The organism is Gordonia sp. UBA7599, from assembly GCA_002477755.1.
Taxonomy (GTDB): domain Bacteria; phylum Actinomycetota; class Actinomycetes; order Mycobacteriales; family Mycobacteriaceae; genus Gordonia.
Window position 1 is genome coordinate 1 of the sequence record DLKD01000035.1, and the last position, 19,426, is coordinate 19,426.

Consider the following 19,426-nt stretch of genomic DNA (forward strand, 5'->3'; position numbering starts at 1 on the left):
GTGCTGCTCGACGACCGTTGGGCCGGTGCGCGCGCCGACCTGGCCGGACTGTGGCTGACCGACGCCGACGACCTGGACGCGGAGTTCACGCAGCAGACCGAGGCTTTCCGCGGTGCGGGGGAGACGGTCGCGCAGCACGCCACCTGGTGGCAGGGCAAGGCCCTGGCCCGTGGCCGCGATGTGCACGCGCGGGTGTTCGCCGAGATCGCCTCGCTGGCCACCGATCCCGCTCCCGGGATCTACGCCGATGACATCGCCGTCGTCACCGGTGCCGCCGACGGATCCATCGCCGGTGCTGTCGCGGCCGGGTTGCTGCGCGGCGGCGCGACCGTCATCGCGACGACCTCGCGCCTGAACGCCGACCGATTGGAATTCTTCAAGCGGCTCTACCGCGGCAATGCGCGCTATGGTGCGGCGTTGTGGGTCGTCCCGGCGAACCTGGCGTCCTACACCGACGTCGACGCGCTGGTCGAGTGGATCGGCGACGAGCAGAGCCAGACGCTCGGCGGCGCGACGGAGGTCGTGAAGCCGGCGATGCGCCCGACGCTGCTGTTCCCCTTCGCCGCACCTCGCGTGGCCGGTGATTTGACCGACGCCGGTGCGCGGGCCGAAGCGGAGATGAAGGTCCTGCTGTGGTCGGTGGAGCGCATGATCGGTGGTCTGTCCGGTCTGCACGCCGACCACAACCTCGACGCCCGCCTGCACGTCGTGCTGCCGGGTTCGCCCAACCGCGGCATGTTCGGCGGAGACGGGGCCTACGGCGAGGCGAAGGCCGCCCTGGACGCCGTCGTCACCCGCTGGTCGGCCGAGTCGTCGTGGGGCTCGCGGACCACGCTGGCCCATGCCCTTATCGGCTGGGTCCGCGGCACCGGGCTGATGGGCGGCAACGATCCGATGGTCGCCGCCGTCGAGGCTGCCGGCGTCCGCACGTGGAGCACCGACGAGATGGCCGCCGAACTGCTCGCGCTGTGCACGCCGCAGCAGCGGACCGCTGCGCTGCAGGCACCGCTGTCGGCCGATCTGACCGCCGGGCTCGACCCGTCGATCGACCTGAAGGCTCTGGCAAAGGCCGCCCAGGCCGACGCAGAGTCGGCCGAGGCCCCGTCGGCGAAGGCGGCCGACGCCGGGATCCCGGCCCTGCCGCACCCGGCGCGCGCCCCTCAGGACGCGCCGGTGGCCTGGCCGGAGATCGGCGTGAAGCCAGAGGACCTCGTGGTCATCGTCGGCGCGGGCGAGGTCGGGCCGTACGGCTCGGCGCGCACCCGCTTCGAGATGGAGGTCTCCGGTGAGCTGTCGGCCGCCGGTGTCGCCGAATTGGCCTGGAGCACCGGACTCATCACGTGGGAGGAGAACCCGAAGCCGGGTTGGTACGACACCGCCAGTGGTGACCCGGTGGCCGAGTCGGAGATCTGGGAGCGCTACCACGACGAGGTCGTGGCGCGCTGCGGCATCCGCCGCTACGCCGACGACGGGGCGATGATCGACAATTCGTCGCCGCTGCTCGAGTCGGTGTTCCTCGACGAGGACCTGACCTTCACGGTGTCGTCGGAGGAGACCGCGCGCGCATTCGTCGCCTCCGATCCCGAGCACACCCGGATCGCCGAGGTGCCCGACACCGGCGAGTTCACCGTGACCCGCCTGGCCGGCACCGAGATCCGCGTCCCGCGGCGCTTCGAACTGAGCCGCACCGTCGGCGGGCAGATCCCGACCGGGTTCGACCCCGTCCGCTGGGGCGTCACGCCGGACATGGCCAGCTCGATCGACCGTGTCGCCCTGTGGAACCTGGTGGCCACCGTCGACGCCTTCCTCTCCAGCGGGTTCACCCCCGAGGAACTGATGAGCTGGGTGCACCCGACGCTGGTCGCCAACACACAAGGCACCGGTATGGGTGGCATGATGTCGATGCGCTCGCTCTACGTCGACACCCTGCTGGGCGAATCGAAGGCCAACGACATCCTGCAGGAGGCCCTGCCCAACGTCGTCGCGGCCCACGTCGTGCAGTCCTACATCGGCAGCTACGGGTCGATGATCCACCCGGTCGCCGCCTGCGCCACCGCCGCCGTCTCGGTGGAGGAGGGCGCGGACAAGATCCGCCTGGGCAAGGCGCTGTTCGCGGTCGCCGGCGGGTTCGACGACCTGGGCATCGAGGGCATCGTCGGGTTCGGCGACATGTCGGCCACCGCGGACTCCGCTGCGATGGCCGCGCGCGGCATCGACGAGCGCCGCTACTCCCGCGCCAACGACCGCCGGCGCGGCGGGTTCGTCGAGTCGCAGGGCGGCGGCACGGTGCTGCTGGCCCGCGGGGACGTCGCAGCGCAGATGGGCCTGCCGGTCCTCGGTGTGGTCGCGTTCGCGCAGAGCTTCGGCGACGGTGTGCACACGTCCATCCCGGCACCGGGCATCGGTGCGCTGGGCGCGGCGCGCGGCGCGGAGCAGTCCCCGCTGGCCCGGTCGTTGCGCGAGCTGGGCGTCAGTCCCGACGACGTCGCGGTGGTGTCCAAGCACGACACCTCGACCAAGGCGAACGACCCCAACGAGTCCAAGCTGCACGAGCACCTCGCCGGTGCGATCGGGCGCGGCGACGGCGCCCCGCTGTTCGTCGTCTCGCAGAAGGCGCTGACCGGCCACGCCAAGGGCGGTGCCGCGGCCTTCCAGCTCATCGGCCTGTGCCAGGTCCTCGCGTCGGGCAGCATTCCGCCCAACCGGAGCCTGGACTGCGTCGATGACGCCTTGGCGGTCTACGACCACCTGGTGTGGCCCACGAGCACCCTGGAAATGGGCGGCAATTTCGAGCTGAAGGCGGGCCTGCTGACGTCACTGGGCTTCGGCCACGTGTCGGGTCTGATCGCCGTCGTGCACCCGGAGGCGTTCATCGCATCGCTGCCGGCTGATGAGCGGGAGGCCTACCGCGCCCGCCGTGGCGAGCGGCTGCGTGACGGCCAGCAGCGCATCCTCGCCGCCATGTGCGGTGGCGACCCGGCCTACGCCCGCCCATCGGGACGCCGGTTCGACGACGAGGCCGCGCAGACCGAGACGGCGCAGGAAGCGGCGCTGCTGCTCGACGCCGATGCACGCCTGGATGCACAGGGCGCTTACCGCCAGGGTTGTCAGCTGTGAGCGTGGTGGGCGTGGGGCTCGACATCGTGTCGATCCCCGAGTTCGCCGAGCAATGGAAACAGCCGGGGACGCGGTTCGCCGAGGCGTTCACCGCCGGTGAGCGCCGGGACGCACGGTCGGGGACCGGTGGACCCGAGCGCCACCTGGCGGCCCGCTGGGCGGCTAAGGAAGCGGTCATCAAGGCCTGGTCGGTGAGCCGCTTCGCGCGGCGCCCGGCGCTGCCGATGATCGTGCACTCCGACATCGAGGTGGTGACCGACAATTGGGGCCGCCCGGCGATCCGGTTGTCCGGTGCGATCGGCGAGTTCCTCGCGCAGGCCCGCGTGCATGTCTCGCTGACCCACGACGGTGATACCGCCGCCGCCGTGGCGATCCTCGAGGAGCTCCCGCCCGCCGCCGACCGAGCCCGAACTGTCGCCGAGCGAGCCCGTTCCGTTGCCGAGTGAGCCCGGCGCGCCTACATCGCGCGCGCCGGCCGGGCCATCGGCAGGTGATCGATTCCGGCTTCGATGTACGGTTCGCCGCACGCTCCGAAACCGAATGACGCGTACCAGTCTTCGAGGTGGGCCTGGGCGCCGAGGCGGAGCTCGTCGTCGCCCCACCGGTCGATGACCTCCCGCAGGAGGGTTCCCGACAGTCCGCGTCCACGCGCTTCGCGCAGCGTGGCGACCCGGCCGATCTTCCGGACGCCGTCGCTGAGATAGGTGCGTAGGTACGACTGGATTGTGCCGCCGTCGTCGGCGATCCAGAGGTGGGTGCAATCGAGTCTCAGGTCAATGTCGTCGACGTCGGGTTCGGTGCACTGTTGCTCGACCGAGAACACCACATCTCGGATGCGCCAGATTTCGTACACCTCGCGCGCAGTCAGCCGATCACCGTTGCGCGACACGACAGTCATGCCTGAAACCCTAGCCCCGCAACGAGAAAACCCCGCCGATGGGCGGGGTCTTCTAGTGCGCCATCAGGGACTCGAACCCCGAACCCGCTGATAATGGTTCATCGTAAGCTGCACGTTCGATAGTGTTCGATAGCGCCGCTCGGGTGCTGGTCAGCGAGCTAGCCCCGCGTTCGAAGTTCCGATAGTAGCGGCGGGTGGGCATAGTTTTCCTGTCGTTTCCATGACGCTGGCGGGGTTTCCGTGTCGTCGGGGGAGAGGCGCGACCAGCGCCGATGCGAGCACGTGATATCAGGTCCGAGTACCGCGTCCGCGCCTTCGGAAGCCTCTCCGCTTTGGAAGCTCCTGCGTGACCCGACGCACGGCGATGGCGAACTCGCTCACGTTCTGAGTAGCCCCCGTGGCAGTGCGGGACAGGTTCGCTCGTTCATCAGCTCGCTCTCGCTCGGTTGCGTCGGCTCGGATGAACACGGTCGCGTGGGCTTGCTTGAGGAGCCGCCCCATTGCGTTGGAGACCTTCATCGCTGGTTGCTCCAACTTCTCGGTCACCACCATCAGCGCATGGACCTCTCTTGCGAGTTCGCCTTGGATCAGGTTCGACGCCTTCACGAACTCCTGAACGCGGTCCTCCTCGGACCATGTGAACGAACCGTTCAGCACGCCGATGGCTTCGCTCGCGATGCCGACGAGGGCGGAAGCCCGAGCGACGATCATTTCGCGCACTTGTTTGTCGCGTTCCCGATCATCAGTGACCCCAGCAGCGAGGCCCAGGGCGTCATTCAGCAACTCCCCACTGCTTCTTGCATGACTCCCACAGCTCAGCTTCCGGCGCTGCGCGCCCGGCGCGGAGTGTGCGCCAGTACGTCCGCTCATCGGACATGATCTGCTCCACCCATGTGGGCAGTGCGGGGACGGCAGTGTCGTCGGCAGAGTCGCTCACGGCTCATTCGTTTCAGCGAACATCCCGACGGTGTACGGTGTGCGCTTCGGCTTACGGTCGTCCGCATCCAGCCCCGTTCGCATCCCTGCCGCGACCAACTGCTCCATGGACACGAGCGGACCCGCTAGCACATCTCCGAGGAGCTGGTCTAGGTCACCCTCCATAGCCACCAGGTTCGTCAATACACGCAGCAGTTCCGTCAGCTCGATAGACCACTCAGGTGCCCAGTTGGGGTCGTGAAGCTCGTCGAGAGGTGAGGACACCTTCCCTGTCGGCTTCGCCATGCGGTATTTGAGCCACGACTGGACAACGGCGACGTTGCCCACCGTGTACCCGAACACCTCTGGGGCTATGTTCTCCCACCGTCCACTCCCGAGAGTGAGGACACCCTCGTCGGAGTGGAACTCGTAGGATTCAGGGCGGACCGAGCCCACCGACTTCACGTACTGCGGCAGCTCCTCGGGAGCGGTGTCGCCAAGGTCCTCGGACCTCTCGCCTTCCGCCCCGTACGTGGTCAGCCACACTACGTGCTTGCCGAGCCGCACAGCGGTGTCCCACAGAGAGGGCTCGGCGGTGATCGGGATACGAATCCCAGGTGTAGACAACTCATCGGCGAACTGCTCCACGAAAGCTGGATGTCCGGTGATCGCCGCGACGTAGAACATGATGTCTGCTGCGGAGGCGGACGGTCCGATTTCCTTCTTCAAGGCGGCGTCGAGCCCTGGCGTGACGTTGGGCGACCCGTTCGGATGGAGCCGTGGCAAGGTGCGCCCGCCACGGTTGTTGAACGCATTGATGTCTGGCATGAGGGCGGAGAAGTGCAGCCCTGGACCAGCGCCAGGGTGGATCGAGTGCTGCTCCACGACGAACACCTGCCCGGGAACACGGGACTCCCATAACGGTGGGCGCGCCATGTCCATCAATCGGTTGTCCGCGAGTACCCACTGGCGGTCGAACGACCGAAACATTGTCTGCACAAGCTTCGGCTTCGCGATCAGCGGAACCGACGACAGTGGTGTCGTATCGGTCTCGACATCCGCACCGGGCAGTGCCTTGGACCGCTTGTCGATCCGTCGGTCCCGTGTCACCTTGAACATGGCGTCCCGCACCTGCGGGTCGTTCTCGGAGAGCAGCGTCCGCAGCCGCAGCTCCAACGATGCCTTCGATGGACCGATCACCCAGTTGCGGTTCGGGGTCACCCCTGTACTTGCCCAGGGCATCAGGTCAAAGAGGGCAGGGAAGGAGTCCCAGTTTCCCGCAGCAGCGGGCGTGAACGTCGTCTGCCACCCCGTCCGAGCTGATCGCCATCTCTGATCGTCGAACACCAACGCTTTGAGGTTCTCAAACTTCTCCTCACGCAAACCGTCAAACTCGATGTACCTGATGTCGGCGGGAACATCTTCATCGGTGTCGGGTGTCCGAGCGAAGATGCCGATGCAGACAGGGGTCTCGATGTTGAACACAGCGCTCTTCGCGGGTGGCTTCTTGCCTTCGGGGGTGAGATTGATGATCCAACCGTGCGACGCCTTACGTCGCAGGTATTCCCGCATTCCTTTGAATCCTGGTCCCGTGAGGTAACCCGTAGCGGTGATGAAGCAGACGATCCCCGTATCGCCCTCGTCTGCGGACTTCGCAGTGGACTCGAACACCTTCCAAGTCGCCCAACGCCAGAAGTAGATGTAGAGGTTCGACAGCGGGAACTCATTGCGCCCATTACCTTCCGTGCGGAAGGCATCCAGCGGCGCTACACCAGTGTTCGTGTCGATACCCGACTCGATCCACCCGCCGCGACCGCCTGCTCGCTCCATGTACGGCGGGTTCCCAATGACCACCTGAACGTTGGTCTTACGCTTCATGTCGTTCGCACGACGGCGCTGCTGAGCGATCAGTTGGAGGGTGTACGACAGACGGGTATCGCTGCCTTCGTCGGGGTCTTCGAGGGTGTCGGCGACGAACAAGTTCATCCCCTGACTCGGTACCTGCGCGCCGAACTTCTCAACAGCTCCAGCGACGCGCAGCTCCGCCACCGAGAACGGTCCTGACTGCAATTCGATCCCGTATAGGCGGTTGATGGCCGAGGTCACCGCGTCGGCGGTCGCTCCATCCCCGTACAGCGCTGCGGCACTGTCGCCTATCCGCCGCAGCACGGACAGGGGGTAAGTGCCAGTTCCCATCGCCGGATCGACCACTGACACCGTTGGACTGCGCAGCCCCTCGGGCTTGTTGAAGAACTCGGACAACGCCAGATCGGTCAAGCGGACCATCCCGTCCACCACCTCGACCGGTGTGTAGTAAGAACCTGACTTCTTGCGCAACGCGGGGTCGTACTTGCCGAGGAAGTGCTCGTACAGGTGGAGGTAGATGTCGGATGAACCAGCGGAGACCTTCGCCCAATCGACCGCGCCGAGCGCGCGGGTGATCATCTCCACAGCAAGTCCAGCGGGAGAGTTCGCGATGTGTTCCGTGAGGAGGTTCAGAGCCCGCCCCATCAAGGTGTGGCGGTGCCCTTCGAGCTGCTTCGAGACCTCGTGGAGGCTTTGCGTCGCGATGTCAGTGCCATCGGATATCGCGAGTACGAGCGCGAACACCACAGTCTGCGCGTACCTGTCGGCGAACTCGCCGTCCGTGGAGTGGGGGAACAGCATCAGCTTCCAGTCTTTGGCAAGACCAATGAATGGCTGAGAGTCGCGGTCCGCGCCCGCCTTCACCGCTCGCTTTTCGGCTCGAAGCGCAGCGGCTACTTCCTCGCGGAGCATGGCGGCGAGGGGCGCGAGGGTGTCCACGAGCTTGGTCAGCGAGGAGATGGGCGTCGGCGTCCACCCGAGGAATGCGCTGAGTATCAGCTCTAGACGGGACGGGGCGGTCAGTGTCCCCTTCGTCTTCGTAAGGTCGGGGGTGTGCATATGCACGGGCTCGTCCACGAGTTCGCCGAATCGCCACAGCCGCCACTCAATGCCGTTCGTGTGCAGAAGGTTCGGCAGTAGTTCCAGCTTCTTCCACTGCTTACCGTTGTGCGAGTTCGGCGCGTACGTCGTCGGATCGAGCGAGACGCCAGGGGCCTTCAACTCGATGTGCCCGACCAGCAGCCCGTTCACCCGAACCCCGAAATCAGGACGCACCGTCCCGTCAAGTTCGCGTACCTCGTCGTGCGCGACGACCTTCTTGGACGATAGCGCGCCGACAGCGGTGATGAACTCGGACACAGGACCGCTGAGCAGTGCCTCCCGCTCGCCTGGACCCGAAAGCTTCGCCTTCGCGCGTGCGCCGTACTCAGCTACTGCGTTCTCGAAATCTCCCACGTGAGGAACCTACCGGCTTGCCTGTTTCGCCACTGTCCGAGTGCGACAAATCGAGCAGGACCACATCGCCTATCTGCTCGAATCACGCCGTCACCGTCGCTTCCCCTCCTCGTAGGCCACGCCCAAATCGCGGTAGGCCGTGGAGAACGCGGACACCCAGCTCCCGAGCCAAGCTCGGGCGATCCCCGCGACCCCTGACCCGCTCGTGCTCTTGCTCTGGACCCTGTCCTTGGGTGCGGCCCGCGTGACCTGCTTACCCCCTCCGATAACCCCTCGGGCCTGCTGTTGTCGAGTCCCTGCGCCCTGCCGCTGACGCTGCGGTTCGTCCCCGGGTAGCTGATTGACCAGGCCAGCCGCCTTCGCACTCATCCCGTTCTCCCAGGCGGTCAGCGCGACCTCGAAGTGGGGCCGAACCCCACGATCCGGTGGCACAGCTCCCCGCTCACGGCATGGCAACGCGGGCAGACGATCCCGTAGACCCTGATCCACGGCCCGAGGCGCGGAGCTTGCCCAGGCCGACGTTGGCGACGGCGGGGACCGCTCTGCTCGGCCTCGGCCTTCTCGCCGCACTGGCCCTTGGCCTCCTCGGCGTCCAGCTCCGCGATCCGAGCGCGGACCCTTGCCGCCTTCTCGGGATGACGGCGGGCGTCGGGCGTGTCGAAGTACCCGCGCAGTGCGTCGGTGCTCACGGGGTGCCCCTTGGGGCGTGCAGCCTCGCGCGCCATACGCTTGCGCGACTCCTCGTTCTCGCGCTCGATCTTCTGCGCGAGGGTGTCCGTGGTCGGTAGGCGGTCGGCACGTACGGGGCGGGTAGGGATTGGCGGCTCATACCTCCCATTGTCCGCATGAAAACAAGCGCTGACCAGGAACAACACTGTGTCGCCGGCTCGGCGCGCGAACGCCGACCTGTCGGTAGCTTCACCTACGATCTGCGCATGGGCGACGTGAACTATCTGGGCGAGTTCTGGGTCGAAGGACTAGAACGACGGGTGCGGGGCGAACTGACGCTCGGATCGAAGGATCGCTCACGCCTGACTCTCGACGGGTGGGCTGAGCGCGACGCGCGGTTCCCAACTCGGACGGAGGGGCAGTACACCGTCACTTCGCTGGTCGCCGATGCAGCGAAACACGTCGAGTCGTTCCTTCCGCGCACGCTGCTGGGGATGCTGGACTCGGGTGAGGCCGTGAGCCTGATCGGTGCCCAGAACCACGGCGGACCTGGATACGGCAGCTCGGGAATGCCGCGCTACGAACCGTGGGCGGTCGTGGTGGGAGCCCACGTCGAGAGCAGCGCACGGTACGCCTCCGTACGCTTTCGTATCGACGACCATATGTGGCTCGCGCACCTGACGGAGGGCGAGTCCGCCACGGTCCCCGACGACGGAGCCTCACTGTCGGTCGTCGCGGAATCCGACGGCGCGTGGCTCGTATACGAGACTCCTCGACCGCTACCACTTCGCGTGCTAAAGGCCCGAGTGGTCCTGGGGTGCCTCCTGTTCGCCCGCCTCATAACAGGCGTCGAACTCGACGTTCGGGAAACGGAAGTCCGCCTCGCGAGCGACGACAAGTGGCTCCGTGTCTATGCTCACGGCTTCAACGCAGACGACCTGCACGCCGATGAGTCGATGCTCCCGACCGAACAGCTCACAATCCAGAGGTTCGCTAACTGGATTGCCCTCAATGACACCCTGGACCAGCTCGGCTGGGCTGTTGTCGAAGGCGTGCGCGGGGCAACACAGGCGAAGGTGCTCTTGTACCTGTCACTGGTGGAAGGGCTGCACCGAAGGCTGTATCCAACCTCCCAGAGCCGATTCCCCGAGGCCACGCGCAACAGCCTCGACAAGATCAAGCAGGCGGCGCGTCGCGCAGCACGAGAAGCGGCCGGACAGCGAGACCTCGATCCCCCTGCGGTTGGCACAGCCGTGGGTGAGTCGGTCGCGTTCTTCGAGCAGGTGTCCTATCGGGACCGAGTACAGGACATCGCGAACGAAGTGCTTGCAGCAGTACCCGAGTTGGCCGAGTCCATCGAGAACCTCCCAGCTCTACTCACCCGCACCCGCAACGCCCTCGTGCACCACGCGGTGCTGGACAAGTCATCCCTGCCAGAGCGCGTGCAGGAACACATCGCGATCACCGAGGTGGTGCCGTGGATGCTCCGAGTGCTTCTGCTGCTGCGGGCGGAGATTGATGGAGAACTGTTGCAGGCGGCACTCAAGTGCCATGACCGCATCGACTTCGTGCGAGCCAATACCGCGCAAATCATGCGCAGCCTGGCCGAGGGCACCGTCCACGTACCTGGGACGTGACCACGCCCGCCCGCCCGTGTCGGTGTCCGCGAGCATGATCAGGGCATGACCAGCGTGCCCCTCCACCGCGCGAGAGCCAGCCTGAGCTGGATCATCGAGTGCGCAGCTACGTACCCGGTCACGCTCACGCGCAACGGGCAGGCCGTCGCCGTGGTCGTGAGCCCCTCGACGGTGCAGCGCGGGCAGCCGATCACCTCGGACGTGCGCTCGGCGGTGAGGGCTGATCTGCTGCACGCTCTGTACTTGCTCGACGCGGAGCATTGAGCGTGCCAACCACGGCTACAGGATCAGCTCGGTTTCGTAACCGAGAATCCCGAGAATGTTGTCCTCCACGAGCTGCATAGGGTTCACGGCGGCAGGGCACCCAGGGAGGTCTTTCGGGTGCCAATCGACATAGCCTTCGGACCAGTCGTAGGCGATCCGCTCATCCTGCGTCTTCCCGACATCGACGAACACCTTGGAGCCGTTCGGGTCGGTCCAGAGCACGAGCAAATCTTCGGCGGAGATTGGCAGCGGTAAGTCGTCGGTGATCGCTTCCTGTCCCACGCCTGTGACGGTCTCCATGTCTTCCAGCGCTGCGGAGCGAACGATGCTCGATCCGCTGCGCCCGACGAACGTGATGTTGAGGCCGTCGTGGAGGTTTTCGTAGAACGAGCGCACGGACTGTTGCAGCCGCTCCACCGCAGCCGAGTCGCTCACGGGCGGGTACCCGGCCATGATCTGCCCGTCGATTCCGTCTTTCACCCCGTACTCGCCGCCGTCGGGAATGAAATACAGTACCAGTGGTCCCGAGTAATTCTCGTTCTCAAGCCACCCCGCTGTGGCGAACCCCGTCTCCCGAAGCAATCGGCGCAACTCACCGAGGTGATCTGGATACGCGGTCGCCCATGCCTCTGCGGCGATCTGAGCGCCTACACGAGGCTCAACCCCGACCAGATCAGACCACCATGCGGGAACGTCACTGAGATCATCTTCCACCGCAGCGCGCAGTGATCGGAGTCCATCTAGTTGCCCCCGCGCGATGCCACGTTCGATCAGTTCGTCGAGGTTCATACCGTCCACCTCACCAGAACTCTTCGGGTTGATGCAGCACAGGGAGGTAGCGCGGGTACGAGGGGGCGAGTTCGCCGAGAACCTTGTCGAACGGCTCATCGACTTCCACCTCGGCTCCCCGCCCGCTTTCGTCGTCCCAGGTGTACTCCTCGACCAGCTTGCGCTCGAAAGTGATCGCAAGGGCTTCGAGCCACACGTCCAAACTTGGCGCGTGAACGTCACGGAACTCGTCTGCGTGGTGGAACTCCATCACCTGCCCCGGAATGCTGTGAAACGGCTCGGACGAGTCCTCGTCATCTTTCAGGCGCGTCTCACCCGCCACGTCGATCACCAACTCAGGTCCGCCGTGCTCCATTAACGGCAGGTAGAACTCGCCCCACCACCCAGACTCGCGCCACCCTGGCTCACCCGCCCACAGGTCCCGCATCATCTGCAACTTCCCGATGGCCCGCCGTGCCGTCGTGAGGGTGAAAATGCTGACGTGGATGTCTCCCTCTGAATCCTCTGCGCGATTCGGCCCCCTCCACGCGAGGAACTCGCGGTACAGCTCAGGCAACGGCATCCCGAATAGCTGTTCCAGCTCGTCAAGGTCTTCCTTCGGCGAACCAGGTCCGAGCATCTCGTACAGGGTCGGACAGCTCGCGGCGAGAGCGGCGTCGAGACGCGCGATGAGCGTGTGCATGAAGTGATCGTAAGACGCGGGACGTGACCGCGCGGACCTGCGCATGTCGGTGGTCGCAACCATGATCAGGGGTGTGACCGACATGAATCAGTACCTGCGAGAGAACGCCGCTGCTCTCGCACAGGGCGAACGTCCACCCCTGCCCAAGGGCAGGCGATGGATCATGGAACCCGTCGGTGATCCACCCAAGTACGGCGCGGTCGCGGGCGTGAACTGCGGTCGTCGCCGCAGGGCGCTCGGACTGTCCATCGCCGCCGTCGCGGATGCGATCCGAGTCGAGCCCTACGAGTTGGAAAACTGGGAAGAGGGCGACGGGGACGCGCTGTCGTTGGATGGGTTCCTCACGCTGTGCATCGCTCTCGGGACCAGCCCAGCGCACATGCTGATGCCGCCGTCAGCGGATCACGCCAAGGCGGCGATCTTCGTACCCGGAGGTACGAACGCCCGCGATGTCCGATGGGCGGGTGCATTCTTCCTCTGGCTCGGAGGCACGGCATCGCTGCGGAGGTCCGACGAGCATTTCCCGCCCTCGGCGCTGCGCGAGGCGGTGGACCAGCACGGCGGCCCCGATGCCTACCCGCCGTGGGAGTGGGCGGAGTTGGATGAGTGCAGCTTTCAGTCCTGGTACGACGAGAGTGGACGGGACTGAGGATGTGCTTCGATCAGCCGTACTGCCTCAGCGAGTTCATCTTCTTCTGCCACGGTGAGCCCACCGTCGCTGCGCACGTCGCACTCATCACCCGAGAACGGGCGGGCAGGGTCTACGCCACCCTCGCGGCGGAGTGGCTGGACGACGTGGACGCGTGGAGCGTCTGGACCCCCTGCGATTTCCCCGCTGTGTTGGGCCAGCTCGGGATACCTGCGGCGGTCGCGCCCGTCGTCATGGAGGAGGTCACTGACCGCATTGCCGAGAGTCCTGTCGTCACGATCATCCTGGACGGCGGTCTGCTCACTATCACCCTGCTGCCCGCGAGCGCTGTGCTCGACGACGATTGATGGGTGTCAACCACGATTGACACCCTCGGACATGGAACTGCCCCGCACCTGCACAGGTGCGGGGCAGTGAACGTGACGCCTACGTCTCGACGGCGTTGCCGCCCTGCGGAGTCGGAGCGGTGGGCGCGGTCTCCTCGACGTTGCTCTGTGGCGCGGGCGTCGGCGCGCGCTGCACGCTCTGCGGAGTGGGCGTGGACTCCGCCGTGTTCGTGCTCTTGGGCGGGCTCGGCGGCGCGACCTCCGTGGTGTTGCCCGTCGGCCCCGTCGGCGGCGTCGTGCTCTCCGGTGCCGCAGGCGCGCTCGGGGTCGGGACGGTGATGCTCGGGGTCACGTCATGGAACCGCGACGGGTCGAAGGTGCTCGGCTTGCTCGACGTGGGCGATCCTCCGCCGATGCCAAGCCCGCCCAGCTCCTGCCCGAGACTCTGCGTTTTCGTCGCGGCGTCGTCCTGGATCGCGCGGGCCTTGCGACTGAACTCTTCGAGCCACGCGGCATCGTCGTTCATCCCGCCCTGGATTTCTGCCACCTTCTCGCGGATCAGGCCGAGCCAGCGCACGAGGTTCTCCCGAGGCTCTTGCCAGATGCTCGCCGAGATATCGCAGTCCGTGCCCTCCTTGATTTCACGGTCGAAGGCTTCGAGCACTGCGGCACACTCCGCGTCCACGTTGAAATCTGTTGCGTGAGCGCGGATGTCCCGCGCGGCTTTTTCGAGGCGCGCGTGGTCGATGACGCTGCTCTTGTTCGTGGTCATGCGCGCGCTCCCGATCCGATGACGGGCCGCGCGTCGGGAGCCGCTGCCCGCAGCGGCTCAGGGGCGCACTGCGGGCTGTCCACCCCGTACACGAGAACGTTGTGCAGGCGAGCGATCAGGCCGAGGGTCTCCTCACGAGGTGCCGAGCGTGCAGTCATCGCCCCGACGGCAGCCTGCCCCACGACGCGGTGGAGAAGGTGCGCGCGGTCGCGCACGAACGGCGGGATCGCCACGCCCTGGCTGTCGTACGCCTGGCATTCCGCGCTCGCATCGTTCGCGGCGGCGTCGGCCTCGTCGAGCAGAGCGCGCAGGCGGGCGAGGTCGGTGGGAGTGGTGAGAGAAGTGTTGCTGGACATGGAATGCTCCTAGCGTCGTGTCCGAATTACTTCTCCATCACACCCGCACAAGGGGTCTCGGCGCGACTTCCGACACGCAACGTCGAAGCCCCTTGCGCGGGAGCTTCGGACACGCGCGCAAGGGGCTTCGGAATTGGGCGGGCTCTCCCGCTCTTTCAGTGTCTCCGTCCGACGGTGATGTCCGCGAGCGACGACACGGGCATGGTCAAGTCCGCACCGTCCCGTCGCTGAGAACAGCTCCGCCCGCGAGCGTCTTGTTCGTCGGAGTCGGGATATTCGGGAGTTCACCAGCGAGCTTCTTCACCTTCGCGGCGGTCTCGGCATCGCGGGCTTCCGTTTCCGTGATCCACTTTTCGAGCACCTCCGCCTCGCGGAGGAGGACAGGCTGGGCGGTGGCGAGCGCCTGGGCGAACTCGCCCTTCGCAGCCTTGTACGCGGTATGCGCTGTGTTGGTCGCGCGGCTGTCGGGCGATGCAGCCGGTTCCGCGATCTGGACTTGGGCGAGCTGTGCATTGACGGCGCGGAGCTGTGCAGCGACCGCCTTGAGGGCGTTGAAATCCGCCCTCGTGTAGTCGTTTCCCATCGGTCGTCTCCTATCGGGCCGTGGGTGTTGGCGGGGTGGGCGGTGTCGGTGCGCCTGGTACGGCGGGCGGCGTTGGCGCTCCGTCGGCGGGGCCGTCGCGGTACACGCCACCGATGGCCTGCGAGGCGATGTCTTCTCCCTGCATCCGTGGATCGCGTGACTTCACTTCCCCCTTCGGGCGTACGGTGCCCTGCCCGCCTGCACCATGACCTGCGCCCGCACCCATCATCGTGCCCATAGGTCCGCGAGCACCCGACGTGCCGTTGCTCGTGCTCGATCCCGTGCCTGATGGGGTGATGCCGCCCTTGTTCGCGGCGGCGGGGTTCTGGCTGATGCCTCCACCGCCAGTAGCTCCCGTTCCGCTGCCAAGCGGAGCGGTGCGACCACTGAGTCCCGCTTGTTGCGCGGGCGTGAGCTTCGGAGTCGAAGGCGTGGGGCGGACGCTCGGGTTCGACCCACGACCGCCGCCGATGTCCCCGGCGCGTACCGGGGAGACCACGGGGGCGACGTTTGTACGCGGCTGCTGCCCTTGCGGTGCACCCGCTCCACCCGCTGTCGGCGCACCTGCGGCACCGCCCTGTTGGGGCTGCCCCTGCTGCGCTCCCGCGCTCTGCGGGAGCTGCCCTTGCGGGGTCTGAGCGTTCGGCGGGGTGTTCTTGTTCGCGGTCGGGTCATCGACCGAGTTCTTGTTCTCCGACGGCTTGTTCGGCGAACTGGACTTGTTCTCTGTCGGCTTGTTGCCCGAGGGCTTGACCTGATTGAGCACGCTCGGCATCGGCTGCGACGGTGCCACCGTGCTCGGCGACTCTGGCGCGCTCGCGGGGGCAGGCCCGCTCTGTACGATCTGCGCGTTCACCGCGTCCTGCGCCGCCGTCTTCGCCGCTGAAGTGTGTCCAGGGATCGGAGCCGCGTATTGAGCGGCATTGCCCTGCGCGGTGTCCCAGGTTCCCTGTAGACGCGCGCGGGCTGCTTCTACTCCCTGAGTCGCCGAGGTGAGCTGGTTCGCCCCCGCCTGCGGGGCTACGTTTCCGTCGCTGAGGTTCTTCGCCGCCGCAATAGCGGCGAGCTTCGCGGCGTTCAAGTCCTGTACGCCGCGAGTGTGATCAGGAAGGTACTGCGCTTCGAGGTCCACCTGCTGCTGCGCCGACGCCGAAATCCCGTGCGCACGCAGGCCGATGTCAGTCAAAGCGCGACCGATCTTCGGGAGCGCGGCGTTGATCAGATCGGGGAACCGCCCTTCGCTCTGTGTTTTCAGTGTCGCCACTTCGACGCCGAGGCGATTGATGGTCGCCGCGATCTTTGCGTAGTCCGCTGTCACTTGCGGCGCGGACGATGGCTTGATCGTGAGCTGATCTTCTGGTGGGTCGCCTGGTGCCACGGCGGTCTCCTGTTCATGTGCGTGTCCGATTCCCTTCAATCGTTCTCGGGCACAGGCATAGCCGTCCACTCCCGACACGTTCGGAGAACAGAACGAAGGAACCTCCGCTCGATGGCCGAGCGGAGGTTCCTCGCGGAGAGGGTTACTGAGTGGCGATCTTGGCGTTCGCACCGAGCTTCGCGAGCGCCGGGGTGAGCTTGTCGGGGGTCAGCAGCGACATCGACACTGCGGCCTGTCCGCTCGTAATACCCACGAACTTTCCGCCCTGCGTCGCGGGCGCGCCGAGGTCACCGAGTGCGATCTTCGGCTCTGCGCCCTCACCTTTCCACGTCAATCCGCCGGAGACCATCGAAGCGGAGAGCCCTGTGATCGGCCCCGACGCCGCACCACGCACATCGACGGGCGAGCCCGCCTCCGGTGCGGTCACGCCCGTGAAAGTCGCGGCGATCCTGACGTTCGCGCCGAGCTTCACTGCGGGCACCGTCCACATGTTCCCCGGCCCCGCACTCACTCCGTTCGGGTCGTTGAGGATCGCGGTGACATCGCCCAGGCGGTAGCCATCGACGGTAGAGGCGGTGGCTCCCGACTTCGGCTTCCAGCCCTTTCGCCCGTCACTGTCCGCGTCCGTGCAGTGGTCCCCGCTGAGTGCCCACGTATCGCGCCCGTCGCTGGCGAACGCTGCGATGGTGCAGATACGATCCGTCGCGCTAGCGCTCCGAGTCCATGACGGAACGCCTCCAACGAAACGGATCGCGTCACCAGGCTTCACGGTGATCGTGGAGCCTGCGGGGATATCGCGCGCGGTGACCGAGGAGGTGTCGCACCAGGCATCGTCAGTGAGCGGGCGGACAGGAGCGCACGTCACGCTCGACACCTTCGCGGGCGTGATCTGCGTACCGCCGCCCGTGATGGTCACGGCCCCAGCGGCGCCCACATCCGTGACGGGTGCGCCCGCGACTTCACGCGCGCAGCCCGACAGCACCACACCCGCAACGGCGAGTGCGGCGACCGTGCTCACTGTCTTGCGCATGTCCATCTCCTTCGTTCTCCTCACAGTAACGTCAACCAATGTTGACGTCCACCGACGGCACGCGAACAGCCCTGTGCCAAGCCCAGTTTCATGTCACGTCCCCCGCGATCAGACCCCTGTGCATGACCCCGAACATCCCCATCCCCTGCTCACCCCATCCCGCCCGATACACCCTCGGATCAACGCGCGGGACAGTCCCACCCGTGCGATGCGTTGCGGTCGCAGTATCCGTCAATGCCCTTGCACGCCGCTTGGCATCGCCCAATCGGGCTTGATCCCGCCCAATCCGCCCGCTTTCGCGCCCGATCAGCCCCAGCGCACGGATCATCCCACGGATCACGCTGCGGATGATTGCGACGGTGAAGGCGGACCGCGCTCGGATAGCGGGTCGGATAGCTGCGAGAGGGTGCTGCGAGAACGTGCGCGCGTTCATAAACGCAGCAGTTGAACACCCCTATTGGAGAGAAACACGACCTCGTTTTCGCCCCGCCCGCGTCCGCGCGCAGGATCAGCCCGATGGATGGCTGTGCAGATCAGGAATCGCGGATCACGGATCGCTGCGAGAGGGCACATCTGTCCGTTTCGCCCGCTGCTCGGATGGGAGGACGCCCTGTTCGGTGCCGAACAGGGGGTGTCCGACGGTCTGATCCACGGCGCTATCCGTAGGGCTGATCCGTGGGCACGATCCGAGCAGTGCGCGTGGGCGTGGTCAGGGGTGGAGTCGGGAGGCGGTCGGATGGAGGGAGTGGAGGGTGCGCGGAGAGCGTGCACTCGCGCTCGACGGGCTTCCACGTTCCTACGCACCTACCGAGCGCGGTCCTCCGCGCTTGATGCACAAACGTCGTCGCGGACGGGATCGTCGTCGCGCAACCGACCAGATACGCAACAGCGCGGTTTGTTCGAGTCGCATAACCGTGATGCGAAACGGTCTCCTCGCGCACTTGTTCGCTGTCGCGGAACAGGTCCGAGCGCGGGACGTGACACACGATGTCGCAGACCTGTCGGACGGTTGCGCGAATGTGGGGACATGAGCGAACTCGAACTCTTTCCCGTCGCCCTCGATGCACCAACGATGCCCCGCGAGCCCCGCACCGTCGGGTACGCGCGAGTGAGCACACAAGCCCAGGACGAGTCCATGCAGTTGGACGCGCTCGCGATGTTCCGCGTCGAGGAGGTGTACGTGGATCATGGCGTGAGCGGTGCGCGCACCTCGCGGCCCGAGCTTGATCGGATGCTCGCCGAGCTGGTCGAGGGTGACACCGTGGTGGTGTATTCGCTCTCTCGTCTCGGGCGCAACTTGACCCACCTGCTCGGGATCGTGGAGGAGCTGACGGGACGCGGAATCGCGTTGCGCTCGCTCACGGAACAGATCGACACCAGCTCGGCGTCGGGGAGGCTCGTGCTCCACATCTTCGCTGTCCTCGCGGCCTTCGAGCGTGAGCTGCTGTCGGAGAGGACGCGTGCCGGTATTGCCGCTGCGCGTCAGCGCGGGTCCGTTCCTGGTCGCCGCCCGAAGCTGTCCGAGGACCAGATCGAGGCCGCGCGCGAGCGCCGCGACCACGGCGAGAGTGTGTCGGTGATCGCCAGCGATATGGGCGTGAACAAGGCGACGCTGTACCGGCGCCTGTCCTCGATCTAGCTGTCGAGGTCGGCGGGACTGTCGGGTACGGACACGTCGTCGGACAGCTCCACGACCTTCCCCGCAGCCACCACGGGCACACCATCCATCGTGAGCGTGGCCTTCCGCCGAACCGCTTCCGCGAAGATCACGTCGTACATGCCGACATCGGGGCCGAGGCGCTTCACATACCGCTGGCGCACCTCTTGGCCCGACTTGATCGCGTACCGCGTGTCCACCATGTCGGGGCTCACGCCCATCATCAGGGCCACTGCGCCACGGTCGAGTTGCCAGTCCAACTCCGCCTTCGAGCTGTCGGTGATGATGTTCGCGGTGATGTTCTCAGTCATGCCCACATCGTGCGGGGACACCCTTGTGCGTCGCCAGTCGCGGGCTTGCGCACGCGCTACAGCCGCCCGCCT

General features: G+C 66.4%; 20 protein-coding genes. 7 read left to right on the top strand and 13 right to left on the bottom strand.

What is annotated here, in order from left to right; genetic code table 11:
• Positions 1–3,117 (top strand): beta-ketoacyl synthase N-terminal-like domain-containing protein (locus B4L26_RS04105; protein WP_290716160.1); only part of this gene is annotated, 3,117 nt, incomplete at its 5' end.
• Positions 3,114–3,563, top strand: a complete 450-nt coding sequence (locus tag B4L26_RS04110) for a holo-ACP synthase (protein WP_290716163.1) — start codon at positions 3,114–3,116, stop codon at positions 3,561–3,563. The genes B4L26_RS04105 and B4L26_RS04110, both read left to right, overlap by 4 nt.
• An 11-nt stretch (positions 3,564–3,574) precedes the next feature.
• Here the strand turns inward: B4L26_RS04110 and B4L26_RS04115 are convergent, their stop codons facing one another.
• The 5 genes from B4L26_RS04115 to B4L26_RS04135 all read right to left on the bottom strand — a co-directional run bounded on the left by B4L26_RS04115 (position 3,575) and on the right by B4L26_RS04135 (position 8,940).
• A complete protein-coding gene (locus tag B4L26_RS04115) occupies positions 3,575–4,015 on the bottom strand; it encodes a GNAT family N-acetyltransferase (RefSeq protein WP_290716166.1) in 441 nt (146 codons plus the stop codon).
• A gap of 288 nt (positions 4,016–4,303) precedes the next feature.
• Complete coding sequence (locus B4L26_RS04120) at positions 4,304–4,798, bottom strand: hypothetical protein (protein ID WP_290716168.1); 495 nt, start codon at positions 4,796–4,798, stop codon at positions 4,304–4,306.
• Positions 4,788–4,952, bottom strand: coding sequence for a hypothetical protein (locus B4L26_RS04125; RefSeq protein WP_290716169.1), 165 nt, complete (start codon positions 4,950–4,952; stop codon positions 4,788–4,790). Before B4L26_RS04125 ends, B4L26_RS04120 begins: the two co-directional genes overlap by 11 nt.
• Positions 4,949–8,251: a type ISP restriction/modification enzyme gene (locus tag B4L26_RS04130; protein WP_290716171.1), complete on the bottom strand. Its 3,303-nt coding sequence runs from the start codon at positions 8,249–8,251 to the stop codon at positions 4,949–4,951. The genes B4L26_RS04125 and B4L26_RS04130 overlap by 4 nt, the downstream gene beginning before the upstream one ends.
• 386 nt (positions 8,252–8,637) lie before the next feature.
• The gene (locus tag B4L26_RS04135) at positions 8,638–8,940 is read right to left on the bottom strand and encodes a hypothetical protein (RefSeq protein ID WP_290716174.1); all 303 of its coding nucleotides are present in this window, start codon (positions 8,938–8,940) and stop codon (positions 8,638–8,640) included.
• A 246-nt stretch (positions 8,941–9,186) separates the two neighbouring features.
• On the opposite strand from B4L26_RS04135, the gene B4L26_RS04140 reads away from it, so the two are divergent.
• Both B4L26_RS04140 and B4L26_RS04145 read left to right on the top strand, forming a co-directional pair.
• Entirely contained in the window at positions 9,187–10,557 is a 1,371-nt protein-coding gene (locus B4L26_RS04140) for a HEPN domain-containing protein (protein WP_290716176.1), read from the top strand.
• Between the two features lie 45 nt (positions 10,558–10,602).
• Positions 10,603–10,821 (top strand): type II toxin-antitoxin system Phd/YefM family antitoxin, encoded by a 219-nt coding sequence (locus B4L26_RS04145; RefSeq protein WP_290716179.1) that lies wholly within the window; start codon positions 10,603–10,605, stop codon positions 10,819–10,821.
• Between the two features lie 15 nt (positions 10,822–10,836).
• On the opposite strand, the gene B4L26_RS04150 is transcribed toward B4L26_RS04145, so the two are convergent.
• Positions 10,837–11,610 carry a hypothetical protein gene (locus B4L26_RS04150; RefSeq protein ID WP_290716181.1) on the bottom strand — a complete coding sequence of 258 codons (774 nt, stop codon included), beginning with the start codon at positions 11,608–11,610 and terminating at the stop codon, positions 10,837–10,839.
• 10 nt (positions 11,611–11,620) lie between these two features.
• Positions 11,621–12,292 (bottom strand): SMI1/KNR4 family protein, encoded by a 672-nt coding sequence (locus tag B4L26_RS04155; RefSeq protein ID WP_290716184.1) that lies wholly within the window; start codon positions 12,290–12,292, stop codon positions 11,621–11,623.
• Between the two features lie 73 nt (positions 12,293–12,365).
• On the opposite strand from B4L26_RS04155, the gene B4L26_RS04160 reads away from it, so the two are divergent.
• Positions 12,366–12,941 (top strand): helix-turn-helix domain-containing protein, encoded by a 576-nt coding sequence (locus B4L26_RS04160; RefSeq protein ID WP_290716186.1) that lies wholly within the window; start codon positions 12,366–12,368, stop codon positions 12,939–12,941.
• A 2-nt stretch (positions 12,942–12,943) separates the two neighbouring features.
• Positions 12,944–13,288 (top strand): hypothetical protein, encoded by a 345-nt coding sequence (locus B4L26_RS04165; RefSeq protein WP_290716189.1) that lies wholly within the window; start codon positions 12,944–12,946, stop codon positions 13,286–13,288.
• A 79-nt stretch (positions 13,289–13,367) separates the two neighbouring features.
• Here the strand turns inward: B4L26_RS04165 and B4L26_RS04170 are convergent, their stop codons facing one another.
• From B4L26_RS04170 to B4L26_RS04190, 5 genes are all read right to left on the bottom strand, one after another.
• Positions 13,368–14,039: a hypothetical protein gene (locus tag B4L26_RS04170; protein ID WP_290716191.1), complete on the bottom strand. Its 672-nt coding sequence runs from the start codon at positions 14,037–14,039 to the stop codon at positions 13,368–13,370.
• Positions 14,036–14,395 carry a hypothetical protein gene (locus B4L26_RS04175; RefSeq protein ID WP_290716194.1) on the bottom strand — a complete coding sequence of 120 codons (360 nt, stop codon included), beginning with the start codon at positions 14,393–14,395 and terminating at the stop codon, positions 14,036–14,038. Before B4L26_RS04175 ends, B4L26_RS04170 begins: the two co-directional genes overlap by 4 nt.
• Before the next feature lie 205 nt (positions 14,396–14,600).
• A complete protein-coding gene (locus tag B4L26_RS04180; RefSeq protein WP_290716197.1) occupies positions 14,601–14,978 on the bottom strand; it encodes a hypothetical protein in 378 nt (125 codons plus the stop codon).
• A 10-nt stretch (positions 14,979–14,988) separates the two neighbouring features.
• Complete coding sequence (locus B4L26_RS04185; protein WP_290716199.1) at positions 14,989–16,296, bottom strand: hypothetical protein; 1,308 nt, start codon at positions 16,294–16,296, stop codon at positions 14,989–14,991.
• Positions 16,297–16,498: 202 nt separating this feature from the next.
• A complete protein-coding gene (locus B4L26_RS04190) occupies positions 16,499–17,392 on the bottom strand; it encodes a hypothetical protein (protein ID WP_290716201.1) in 894 nt (297 codons plus the stop codon).
• 1,021 nt (positions 17,393–18,413) lie between these two features.
• Between B4L26_RS04190 and B4L26_RS04195 the strand changes: the two genes are divergently transcribed.
• A complete protein-coding gene (locus B4L26_RS04195) occupies positions 18,414–19,025 on the top strand; it encodes a recombinase family protein (RefSeq protein WP_290716203.1) in 612 nt (203 codons plus the stop codon).
• Here B4L26_RS04195 and B4L26_RS04200 read toward each other — a convergent pair.
• Positions 19,022–19,354 carry a hypothetical protein gene (locus tag B4L26_RS04200; RefSeq protein WP_290716205.1) on the bottom strand — a complete coding sequence of 111 codons (333 nt, stop codon included), beginning with the start codon at positions 19,352–19,354 and terminating at the stop codon, positions 19,022–19,024. The two genes, B4L26_RS04195 and B4L26_RS04200, sit on opposite strands and share 4 nt — an antisense overlap.
• Between the last annotated feature and the right edge of the window lie 72 nt (positions 19,355–19,426).

Coding starts and splice junctions, on each gene's coding strand:
- B4L26_RS04155 (WP_290716184.1), bottom strand. CDS start 12,292: ATGCACACGCTCATCGCGCGTCTCGACGCCGCTCTCGCCGCGAGCTGT.
- B4L26_RS04115 (WP_290716166.1), bottom strand. CDS start 4,015: ATGACTGTCGTGTCGCGCAACGGTGATCGGCTGACTGCGCGCGAGGTG.
- B4L26_RS04175 (WP_290716194.1), bottom strand. CDS start 14,395: ATGTCCAGCAACACTTCTCTCACCACTCCCACCGACCTCGCCCGCCTG.
- B4L26_RS04180 (WP_290716197.1), bottom strand. CDS start 14,978: ATGGGAAACGACTACACGAGGGCGGATTTCAACGCCCTCAAGGCGGTC.
- B4L26_RS04165 (WP_290716189.1), top strand. CDS start 12,944: ATGTGCTTCGATCAGCCGTACTGCCTCAGCGAGTTCATCTTCTTCTGC.
- B4L26_RS04190 (WP_290716201.1), bottom strand. CDS start 17,392: ATGGACATGCGCAAGACAGTGAGCACGGTCGCCGCACTCGCCGTTGCG.
- B4L26_RS04140 (WP_290716176.1), top strand. CDS start 9,187: ATGGGCGACGTGAACTATCTGGGCGAGTTCTGGGTCGAAGGACTAGAA.
- B4L26_RS04170 (WP_290716191.1), bottom strand. CDS start 14,039: ATGACCACGAACAAGAGCAGCGTCATCGACCACGCGCGCCTCGAAAAA.
- B4L26_RS04145 (WP_290716179.1), top strand. CDS start 10,603: ATGACCAGCGTGCCCCTCCACCGCGCGAGAGCCAGCCTGAGCTGGATC.
- B4L26_RS04200 (WP_290716205.1), bottom strand. CDS start 19,354: ATGACTGAGAACATCACCGCGAACATCATCACCGACAGCTCGAAGGCG.
- B4L26_RS04150 (WP_290716181.1), bottom strand. CDS start 11,610: ATGAACCTCGACGAACTGATCGAACGTGGCATCGCGCGGGGGCAACTA.
- B4L26_RS04195 (WP_290716203.1), top strand. CDS start 18,414: ATGAGCGAACTCGAACTCTTTCCCGTCGCCCTCGATGCACCAACGATG.